The sequence below is a fragment of the Deltaproteobacteria bacterium genome (assembly GCA_015233135.1).
Lineage (GTDB): Bacteria > UBA10199 > UBA10199 > JADFYH01 > JADFYH01 > JADFYH01.
This window is the reverse complement of sequence record JADFYH010000013.1, coordinates 59,337-70,433: the sequence shown is the minus strand read 5'-3', so window position 1 is coordinate 70,433 and position 11,097 is coordinate 59,337. Positions and strand designations below refer to the sequence as shown.

General features: G+C 41.7%; 10 protein-coding genes. All 10 read left to right on the top strand.

Translation table 11 applies throughout. From position 1 onward, the window contains the following. Positions 1-268 precede the first annotated feature (268 nt). The 10 genes from HQM15_06205 to HQM15_06160 all read left to right on the top strand — a co-directional run bounded on the left by HQM15_06205 (position 269) and on the right by HQM15_06160 (position 11,097). Complete coding sequence (locus HQM15_06205; protein ID MBF0492357.1) at positions 269-925, top strand: class I SAM-dependent methyltransferase; 657 nt, start codon at positions 269-271, stop codon at positions 923-925. A gap of 7 nt (positions 926-932) precedes the next feature. Beyond that, positions 933-2,006 carry an SDR family oxidoreductase gene (locus HQM15_06200; GenBank protein MBF0492356.1) on the top strand — a complete coding sequence of 358 codons (1,074 nt, stop codon included), beginning with the start codon at positions 933-935 and terminating at the stop codon, positions 2,004-2,006. Between the two features lie 124 nt (positions 2,007-2,130). Further along, entirely contained in the window at positions 2,131-3,651 is a 1,521-nt protein-coding gene (locus HQM15_06195; protein MBF0492355.1) for a hypothetical protein, read from the top strand. Between the two features lie 25 nt (positions 3,652-3,676). Then, positions 3,677-4,771, top strand: coding sequence for a DegT/DnrJ/EryC1/StrS family aminotransferase (locus HQM15_06190; protein ID MBF0492354.1), 1,095 nt, complete (start codon positions 3,677-3,679; stop codon positions 4,769-4,771). A gap of 21 nt (positions 4,772-4,792) precedes the next feature. Further along, a complete protein-coding gene (locus HQM15_06185) occupies positions 4,793-5,821 on the top strand; it encodes a Gfo/Idh/MocA family oxidoreductase (GenBank protein MBF0492353.1) in 1,029 nt (342 codons plus the stop codon). Continuing rightward, positions 5,818-6,300, top strand: a complete 483-nt coding sequence (locus HQM15_06180) for an N-acetyltransferase (protein ID MBF0492352.1) — start codon at positions 5,818-5,820, stop codon at positions 6,298-6,300. Before HQM15_06185 ends, HQM15_06180 begins: the two co-directional genes overlap by 4 nt. Positions 6,301-6,316: 16 nt before the next feature. Next, entirely contained in the window at positions 6,317-7,042 is a 726-nt protein-coding gene (locus tag HQM15_06175; GenBank protein MBF0492351.1) for a nucleotidyltransferase family protein, read from the top strand. 203 nt (positions 7,043-7,245) lie between these two features. Next, positions 7,246-8,337, top strand: a complete 1,092-nt coding sequence (locus tag HQM15_06170) for a DUF2920 family protein (protein MBF0492350.1) — start codon at positions 7,246-7,248, stop codon at positions 8,335-8,337. 255 nt (positions 8,338-8,592) lie between these two features. Further along, positions 8,593-10,191, top strand: a complete 1,599-nt coding sequence (locus HQM15_06165) for a hypothetical protein (protein ID MBF0492349.1) — start codon at positions 8,593-8,595, stop codon at positions 10,189-10,191. Between the two features lie 291 nt (positions 10,192-10,482). Further along, positions 10,483-11,097, top strand: a complete 615-nt coding sequence (locus tag HQM15_06160; GenBank protein ID MBF0492348.1) for an SIS domain-containing protein — start codon at positions 10,483-10,485, stop codon at positions 11,095-11,097.

Sequence of the window (11,097 nt, the reverse complement as noted above, 5' to 3'; positions counted from 1 at the left end):
ACCAAATTATTTAACTTACGAAGACGCAACACAAAAAAGCCAGCAACAATTTGAGAAATTACTGATGCCCTATTTATCTGAGAACTCTCAAAGAATATTTGAGTGTTTTGAACGCTTCGTCCGTAAAGATTACGACAATTTTAAGATTCAAGAATCCAAATTTGCTCGGAGGAATTATTTAAAAAAACTGCTTAAAATTATGGAAAGTTCGGGCAGTGCTACTCGATAGAATCACATTCGGCCTTACAAAATTTAAATGGTAAAAAAAATGAAGCCAAAAACTATCTATATGTTCCGAAATAAAAATGGTGGCATCAAAAAAGCTGTGGAGAAAATTGAAGGCACTTCTTTTCGGGATACTCCCTTAGATTTTTTTATATTATTGGCACGCTACAAATTTGCAGCGCGACTTTTGGAGAAACAGCATCGTGTGATCGATGCAGGAGGGGGGTCAGGATTGGGCGCCGTGTTCCTCAGTAAATTTTGCAAACAAGTTATCGCAGTGGATTATGATGCAGAACTAGTCGCACATAATCAAAAGGAATTTTCAGAGATAAAAAATCTCGAATTTAAAACCTTAAATCTTTTAAAGGTCCCAAAAAACTTTCCCAGGTTTGACGCACTTGTTTCTATGGACGTTGTAGAGCATTTTCCCATCAAAGATAGTTCAAAAATAGTAAAAAACTACGTCAATCTTATCAAACCCGGTGGATTCGCGGTTATTGGTACACCCAGTGCCTATTCACAATCCTTTGCTTCCCAAAGGCGTTTAGATAGCCACTTTCATGAATTTGAACCCGATGAATTTAAAAGTTTTCTCTCCAAATATTTTAAAAATGTTTTTTTGTTCTCAATGACTGACGAAGTAGTTTCTTTAACTTTTCCAAAAATGGCTTGGTACCTGATGGCCCTGTGCATCAAGTAATATAATTATGAAAACACTCGTCACCGGCGGAGCAGGATTTATAGGTTCACACTTAGTGGATTTGCTTTTGAGCGAAGGGAATGAGGTGTGTGTGCTGGACAATTTGAGTACGGGGCGGGTGGAGAACTTAACCCATCATGAAATAGAGCTGTCATCTCGAGTGATAACGAGAGATCCAGTGGATTCAACTGGATTTCTCACCCCGAAAAAAGACTTCGGGATTCGAAATGACAACCTATCAAAAATTCAATTCCATAAAGTGGACATCTCCCAAGAAGGCGAATGGCAAAATTTGTTTGAAGGCATCGACTGGGTCTTCCATCTTGCGGCTTTAGCGGACATTGTTCCATCCATTCAAAGACCCCAGGATTATTTTCGAGCCAATGTCGATGGCACTTTTAATGTGTTGCAAGCGGCTCGAAAATTTAACGTCAAACGTGTAGTCTATGCGGCTTCGTCGTCTTGTTATGGCATCCCTTCGCAATATCCTACACCCGAGGTAGAACGCTGCGATCCCCAATATCCCTATGCCTTAACCAAATATATGGGCGAAGAACTCGTGATGCATTGGGCAAAGATTTATCAGCTGTCTGCACTCTCGCTTCGTTTTTTTAATGTGTATGGCCCACGCTCTCGAACTTCTGGAACCTACGGCGCAGTCTTTGGAGTTTTTCTCGCTCAAAAAATTGCAGGGAGACCTTACACGGTTGTGGGGGATGGCACACAAACGCGCGATTTTACTTTTGTGAGCGATGTGGCGGCAGCTGTTTTGGCCGCTGCAAAAAGTAATCAACAGGCAAAAATTTATAATGTCGGCAGTGGGAAAAGTATTTCGGTGAATCGCATTGTCGAGTTGTTGGGGGGAGATAAGCTACACATCCCCAAACGTCCGGGGGAACCCGATTGCACCTTTGCAGACATCTCGAAGATTCAAAAAGATCTGGATTGGAAACCCAAAGTCAGCATCGAAGCCGGGGTTGCTGAACTTTTAAAAAATATTGATTATTGGAAACAGGCACCGGTGTGGACTGCGGAGAAGATTGCGGAGCAGACCAAAGATTGGTTTAGGTATTTGAAATAAATTCCTCCCCTTAAGCTAAGGGGAGGTTAGGAGGGGTTATGGTCCAATTGGATGCAATTTGTCATAACGCCCCCTAGCCCCCTCTTAGCTTAAGAGGGGGAATAATCGATGATACAGCTATCACATGAATAAAATTATTCCTCTCAGCGAAATTGAACGCATTCGAAAAGGCCATTCCAAGGAGACTCTTGCCCTTTGCTTTGGGCATTTTCTGCAGCTGGATTTTTCCACCCTGCATTTCTTGGAAAACGCGAAAAAACATTGCCGCACACTAGTGGTACTCATTGCCTCCCAGGGCGAGGGCAGCGAGGAAGACCATGCCTATTTTCCACATCTGCGCAAACGGGCAGAGCTGCTCGCTTTGCTGCCTTGTGTAGATTATGTCGTTCTCAATCCCTTGCCCAATGCCGTGAATGCCATTCACAAACTCAAACCCAACTTCTTTCTACGACACGCCTCCTACCGCAGTCCCACGGCAGATCTCTCGGGTCATTTTCTGGCGGAAGAAGACGCCTTGAACAAGATTGGCGCCAAGCTTCTTTTTACAGAAGACGCCCTACCAGAATCGAGGCACATCCTCGAAAGCTTGGGGGTAACCTGGAATTCCAGGCAGGTGGAGGCTATCCGTGAGGCAGAAAAATTATTGGACCACAACAAACTTTCACAATTGATGGAACAAATCAGCAATACAAAAGTCTTGGTGGTGGGAGAACCTATAGTCGACACCTATGTTTTTTGTGAAGTCGACTCTATCTCAAGCAAAAGTCCCAGTATCTCGGCGCGTTATCTTCACGAAGAAAATTACCCGGGCGGCTCACTCGCAATTGCCCGACATCTGCAGGCACTAGGTGCCCAAGTCACGCTTTTGATTACGCACGGAGATGAGCCTTATTTTGAAAATTTACTCCGTTCAAGTGTCAGTCCGGAGATTCAACTGGAATTCGAAGTGATTCCCAATGTCCCCACTCCGCGCAAAACACGCTTTGTGGTCCCTTTCAAACATCAACGCATCTTTGAAATCACTCACCTTCGATCGGATCAGTGGAAAAACCATTCTCCTTCGAACTTTTGTAAAAAACTGCAAAAGCTTTCTCGCGAGCAGGAGGTGACCCTAATTTCAGATTTTGGCCATGGGCTCTTTGAGGGACAGGTTTTGCAAAGCACGAAAAAACTTTCTTCGTTCGTAGGACTGAATGTCCAAACCAATTCCGGCAATTTTGGATTTAACCCTTTTACCAAACACCAGCACTACAATTACCTCAGCATAGACGAACGCGAATGCCGGGTTGCCACGCATGATCGACTCACTCCCATTCGGGAACTGGCCCATAACACCATAAAAACCAAAATTAAACGCCCCGCGGCCATCACGTTAGGAAGCAGCGGTTCTATGTTTTTTGATTCGCGCCATCGGGAACATTTTTGTCCGGTTTTCTTTAAAGACGGGATTGATACCACCGGCGCAGGAGATGCCTATTTTGCGCTCACTACACTCTTGGTTCATTTAGAAACTCATCCGGATTTGATTCCATTTTTAGGCAATATTTATGCGGGTCTAAAAACCCGCATTGTGGGAAATAAAGAGGCGGTAAGAAAAGAAAATCTTGTGGCAACGGTGAAGGCAATGTTGGAATCGATTCAATAACCTTATATTAGGTGAAAAAAATTTTATGACTATCAAACTATTCGATGTCCAGACCGAAAATGCGATCATCAAAAAATCCTTTTTCCAAAAATTTGAAGAACTTTATGATTCTGGGAATTTCACTTTGGGATTTAGCCGGGGACCGGTGGAAGAATTAGAAGAGCTTTGGAAAAACCATTGTTCAAGAAAATATGCTCTGGCCCTGGGAGCAGGAACTCATGCCTTACACATGGCTTCCTATGCTTTGGGGCTTAAGCCCGGCGACGAAGTCATCGTTCCCGCAAACACCTTTATTGCCACCGCCTTAGCCCCAGCATTCTTAGGAGCTACCATTGTGGAGTGTGATGTCGATGCAGAAACTTTAAATTTGAACCGTTCTACTGTGGAGAAGGTCTTAACTCCAAAAACCAAGGCCATTTTCTCAGTAAACCTCTATGGAAACCCTGCCCCTTATGAAGAACTAAAGGCCTTAAAAATCCCCCTAGTGGAAGATGCTGCACACTCTCACGGTGCAGAATATTTTTCTCAAAAAAGCGGTTGTTTAGGAGATTACTCTGCCTTTAGTTTCTTTCCTACTAAAGTCGTGGGTGGCATTGGAGACAGTGGAATGCTTCTCTTTGATGCTCCAGAAATGGAAATAAAACTTCGAGCTTTTCGCAACGGAGGCCAAGACAAGCCTCACCATGCCTCTGTTATGGGGAATGTGTATCGCATGCATGTTCTGCAAGCGCAATTTCTGGTCGAAAAATGGAAAATTTTTCAACAGGTCTTAGAGCATCGTCGTCAAATCGCAGCGGTGTACGATGAGCTTTTTAAAGACACCCCTGTGCGACCTCAGCAAGTACTTCAGGGGTGTAAAAGTTCCTATTTTGCCTATGTAATACGAATTCCTCATCGAGAAAAAGTGGTTGAGAAATTGCTTCAGGCAAAAGTTCCTACCACAATTCAGTATCGCTATCTTCTTCACGAACAAGCTGTCACGTCTCAAATTTATTTTCGGGCTTCTGAGGCTCCCGAAGCCTCGCGAGCTTTAAAAGAGATTCTTTCATTGCCCTTGAATTTTAGCGTCAGCAAAGATCAAGCAGCTTTTGTAGCAGAAAAGGTTCTCAATAGTTTGTAAAAACATAGGATTAAAATCTTTATGAAGATTGGCGTACTTGGCGCAAATGGTAATTTTGCCTTGAAGAGAATAAAGGCAATTGCTTCGGGACCCGACAAAATAATGGCGGTTTGTGATCAAGGTTTTGATCGATTCGAAAAAAGCTTTCCAAATCTTGCTTCGGTAAAAAAGTTTACAGACTATGAAGAGTTATTGAAAGAAGATTTAGAGGCAGTGGTTGTCTCCGTTCCCGATTGGTTAAAAAAGCAGATTATCCCCTTAGCTATAAAAGCAGGTAAGCATGTTTTAGTCGAAAAACCTCTAAGTCTAACCGTTCAAGAAACTAAGGATTACTTCTCGTTGGCTCGAAAAAATAAGGTCTGTCTTTATGCAGGATATAACCTGCGATATTTCCCTGAAGTTCAGGCCTTGCTTCATTTGATTCGCCAAGGTCACTTGGGCCCTATTCACTTCGTTCGGATGTTTTATGGACACGGTGGAATTCATTCTTTCCTTCAAAATGAAAATTGGAGAATCTCTTCAGAAAGTTGGGGAGGTGCTTTCATTGATATGGGAACTCACCTACTCAATTTAGCTCATGAGTTTATGGATCATTTTGAGTCTGGTTTTTTAGACAAACAATATATTTTCTCACCGAACATGGAAGACCACTGTACTGCGATACTCAAAAATTCCCAGTTAACTATAGAGTTAACAGCAAGTTGGACCTCCTGGAAAAGTAACTTCCATCTGGAAGTGTATGGGAAAGAAGGGGTAGCCGAAGTAGAAGGGCTGGTGAAATACGCCAAATACGGTCAGCCGGGCGGTTTCTTGAGATGGGGTAAAAAAAATCCTCCTCATCCCTTTGCTCTCAAGGAATCCTTGTGGAGCATTTCCCAACAGACTCGGGCGGATGCAGAAATTCCCTCCACTTTTTCAGTCGACGTAGAATTTTTAGATGAAGACTGGCAAACCTTTAGCCGCGCTGTGCAGGAGAAAAATTTTAACACCGAGGCCGAGGAAAAAATGAATCTCTTTGTCGCTGAAGTGATGGAAAAGTACTACTTATGAAAAACATTCGAGATTGTAAAATTCATCCTACTGCAAAGATCATGGATTTTGTAAATCTCTACGAATGCGAAATCGGAGAAGGTGTTTTCGTGGGACCTTTTGTCGAAATCCAACGAGGGGTGAAAATCGGAAAGGGCACTCGCATTAGCAGCCACAGCTTTCTGTGCGAAGGCGTAGAGATAGGAGAACATTGCTTTGTAGGGCATGGGGTAATGTTTACTAACGATCTTTTTGATTCCCCTTATCCCGATGATGGAAAATACACTCAACGGCCTACTCGCATTGGAGATTATGTCCGCATCGGTTCTAATGTCACCATTCTTCCGGTGAATATTGGGAATCATGCGGTGATCGGAGCCAGCGCGGTTATAACCCGAGACATAGAGGCTTCCACGGTTTGGAAGGGGCACCCAGCACACAAAATTTGCAGTATCGAAGAGTTTTTGAATCACTCGTCGTCAAAGAGAAGTCGATTATAAAAAACTTTAAATTCTCATGAAAACCCTCATCCTCTGCGCCGGCTACGGCACACGACTCAAACCCCTCACCGATAAAAAACCAAAACCCCTTTTGGAAGTGCAAGGCGTTCCCATCCTCGGTCATATGCTAAAGCACTTGAGCGGACTGGGAATCCGCGAGGTAATGATCAACCTGCATTGCAAAGGGGAACAGATTCGAGATTATTGTCAAAAGGGAGAAAAGTGGAATCTCTCTGTCGAATATTTTGAGGAGGCTCAGCTGCTAGGAGGAGCGGGGACGGTGAAGGCCTTGCAAGGCTGGTTTACCCAAAAAAAGTCTGAAGAAGAATTTCTCGTGATCTATGGAGATCTGCTCTGCAATGAAGACTTTTTGGCCCTACAAAATTTTCATCGTGAAAAAAAAGCCCTCGCCACCATTCTGGTTTATGAAGGAAGAGACAACAGCATCGTAAAAAGAAATCTGGATGGCAAAATTGAGTTTTTCTACGAACGCCCTGAAGCCCATTTTGCAGAAAAAATTTATCAGCAAAATCCGGGACCATTATTCGTCAATGGGGGAATACAAATCCTTTCTACCCATTTTTTTTCATACATTCCAGACTTGCTCCCCTGTGACCTCCCACGAGATATCTATGCAAAAATTGCCGGGCAAGAGGCCCTCTTCGCCTATCCCCTGAAAAAAAACCGTTTGAATATCGATTCTTATGAAGCTCTCCAAGTGGCACAAAATCTGCGGTTTTAATTTCAGAACTTTCTATTCCCGATATGTGACAATTTTTTTCGTAATTTTCGGAACAGAAACTGAGAACAAAAATGAAAACTACTCCGCTCCCAAACTCTAAAGTAAACTTGACAGAATTCAAGATTTCAGCCCCACACCCTCCCGAAATCCCTGCCTTCAAGAGATCCCCTCTCACATTTTATGTAAGTACCCCATCAGAGGGGGTGAATGAAAACACGATACCCATCTTAGCCCTACATGGCCATGGAGAGATGGGCCAATCTGCCTATCTAAAATCTTTGCATGAAAGTGTAAGTCAAAAACTGAATGCCCTAGTCATTTCAGTAGAATATTTGGGGCTCAAGTTGCTTCGTTCAGGAAACCCCACGCATATTCTATTGGATGAATGGTCTCTCAAAGAAACCAACTATAATTTAAGATTACAGGGCATGCCTCCTATTTCTCGAAATGTTTTGAAAGAGAAGAATCCTCTGCAGGTCTTAATCCAGCTACTAAAATCCTTACCTCTCAAATTAAACTCTCCTTTAAGGCCTATTCCCTGCATCTCAGCACGTTTTCTAGATGATCATTATGATTTTGGAGTAGTGCAGACCTTGGATTGCCTTTGGGCCGTCAAAGTCGCCATGGATCTCCATCCTAATATTGATTGGTCTCGCTTGAGTGCAGCAGGACTAAGTCATGGTGGATATTTAGCAACACAATGCGCGCGCTTTGCCCCCAATACTTTTTCGCTCATTGTGAATGGATATGGTTGGGTGAAACCTTATTTGCCGTGGATGCTCCGAGAAGATAATGGCCATCACAAAGAACTGGGTGGGATCTCATTTGTTACATTTATTGATAATTACTGGAGATTGGAAGCCGATCATCCTTTTTTTCTTTCCCCAGGTCGATTACAGATTCGTACTCAAAATAGTCAAGATCAGCTATCGCAGTGGAAACAGCAACAAGAAGGGTCTGGTCCGCTGTTTATTATGACTCAACAAATAAACGACGAAAGGCACCCTCGGGCAGAAAAAGAAGAATTAATCTTACAAATGAATGTGGCTGGGTTTAATCTGAAATCTTATCTCAATCCTCCAGAAAATACTCCTTACCGTTCTCTACTTCAGGGAGATAAAACAAGCTTTAAGGGGCTAATCTACGATTTCATCACAGCAGAAAACTTACAGCCTACCCGAATCATTAAATCTGATTTTGACCGCAAGAGTGTAATTTCTTATCGATGTAGAAATATTCAATACGAAATTGACTATACAGAAGGGCTGCCACGGCTAAAGACATATCAAGTATGACGCTAATGAAAACTCGGTAAGCTGTAAAAATAACTGTGGATGATTGTACAACGAAAATGAGCAAATCTTTCAACAAAAACCGGATGTCATCAAATCGACTTGGGTATAAAAATGCACATCTCTAAACCTGTCCAAAATTTTGATAGGAATAACATAGCAACTAGATCCGTCAAACTTTTAGTGAATGGGACAACTCAAGGGCTCGAAGTCACTGTCTCTTCACAAAACCAGCCTCTTGAAAGCTACTCTCTTCAAATGGATCAAGGGAAAGTCACTTATCCTATCCTTAGCGCTTGGCTGATCACTTGTTTGAAATCTACATTTATCCATTCAGAACCCGATGCTGGAATTGTCTTCCAAACTATACAATATATAGACGTACCCCCCTCTATCGATATTGAGAAAATTTGGAAGTTTGTTGCTGACATTGTTCTGGTCACCCAGGCTCAAAAAAAGAAATGGAAAAATTTGATAGCCCTCGATCAAAACTTTAATGGTCATCTCTTCATCAACAATGGAGACCCTTCACAACTTTCAAGATTATTTGAAAAATGTCAGGAAAAATTCGGCGGTAGGGCTTTTTTTCATGACATGAAATACTTGGGAAACCAAGAATTTGACTGCTTTAACATTCAACAATTACTGGATTTTATTCGAAAAAATGGAGTGAAGCACCTTTATTTTAGAACAAGCATTTTTATTTCTCATCATTTAAAATTAGAAAAAATCTACCTTCCTGCCGTCTTAAAATGGGCAGGAATAAATTATACGGTCTTGGATTGTGACACCCATAATGAAAACCTCGGCGGAGGCTATTATACTAAACTTTTTTTGGGTATTGAAGATTCAAAAAGATTCTCCTGTCTACCTCACCTCGATAAACCTTGGGATGATTATTTTAAAATTCCTGTTCGATACCATTCTTTAAATCATCTAGAACCCATGCAAAGCGAAATGCATTCGCTCAATCCTGACTTTAAAGCTATTCTCACTTCTCATTCCAGAATCCGAGAAGTCATTCAACATTTGAAACCTGCTCTTCTCCTTCTAGAATATAGCAACAGCAATAACCTCTTATATGATTTTCAATTCCTCTTTCATGCCCTCTATTATTTACTTCACTTCGAATTCAATGGAGGAACAATTCAAAAGCTGGAACTCTCCTATAACCTCAGCAAGGCTTATTACAATATCGTTAATCTTATGAAGTATGAGCTACTAGAAAATATCAATTTTGACGGGAAAATAGAACTGTTTGGCGACGAGGGGTGGGCAGAACTTTTTCCTCAATATTATCAAAACAAATATATTAAACCCCTAGAAAGAAAAGAGCTCATTAAAACCGGCGACTACTTGTATCTAATACCTGCATTCAATTATTCCTATTATGAAAATAATCCTGTTTTTGGGGAGGTATTGAATATGAACTACCCTTACCTCTCTTTTCCTTCTATTGTTCAAGATGAGCAAACTTCAGGGTTTAAGCATTTGGAATTTTCTACTTTTGAAGAGATGAACCAAAAAATAAAAGGTATTCATACGATACTCCAGGATCATCAAGAAGAAATCTCCACGTCTCGCAAGCAATTGAAGAATTTTAATGCCATTTGTACTCAGGAAACCGAGGAAGCCATCTTTTCTGAAGCTCTACCAAATTATTTAACTTACGAAGACGCAACACAAAAAAGCCAGCAACAATTTGAGAAATTACTGATGCCCTATTTATCTGAGAACTCTCAAAGAATATTTGAGTGTTTTGAACGCTTCGTCCGTAAAAATTACGACAATTTTAAGATTCAAGAATCCAAATTTGCTCAGAGGAATTATATAAAAAAACTGCTGAAAATTATGTGAGAGTTTGGGCAATAACCAAATTTGATTTTGAACGTAAGAGCCAAATTTTTTATCAATGTGGAAATATCCAATACGAAATTGACTATACAGAAGAACTTCCCAAGCTAAGAGCATATCAAACATGAGGACATCCATGCAAAAATTGCCGGGCAAGAGGCCCTCTTCGCCTATCCCCTGAAAAAAAACCGTTTGAATATCGATTCTTATGAAACCCTCCAAGTGGCACAAAATCTGCACTTTTAGCCAATGGGTGCTTTTTTATAGCAGTGCCATTTCTCAATGAGGTTAAAAATGGAAATATTGACTACAGACACTCAATTTCTGCCAAATTCAAAGCCCACCTTAAAATCAATCAATGCCCTTCAATGGCTAGGACTTTTAAATAATACACTAGAAGATACGCAAGCCAAGAGCTTTGGGCAAAGCTGCTCTTTGATGGAGGCTTTTCGTGAGGTTTGTATTTTGCTTCATGAAGCCAAGGCCCATGACCATGCCGTCTGGTGGGCAGCCAATGGAGGCAGTGTGAGTTTGGCCTCGCATTTTGCCCAGGATCTTTTCAACAAACATCGCATTCGCTCGATGGCTTTTACCGATGCCGCTATGCTCACCTGTCAGGCCAATGACTTTGGTTACGAAGATGCCTATGCGCGGATGCTGGATGTGTTTGCAAAAGAAGGGGATATTCTTGTTGCTATTTCCAGTTCTGGAAAATCAAAAAATATATTGAAAGCCATCGAAAAGGCCCAAGACAAGCATCTAAAGGTAGTAGGATTCTCCGGTTTTGAAAGTACAAATCCTCTCTTTAAAATTTCCTGTGAAGCCTCTTTCTTTCTGGATTCTAAGCTTTATGGAATTGTGGAAACCGGGCATGGGGCCTTGTTACATGGATTGGTGGAGACTTTGTAA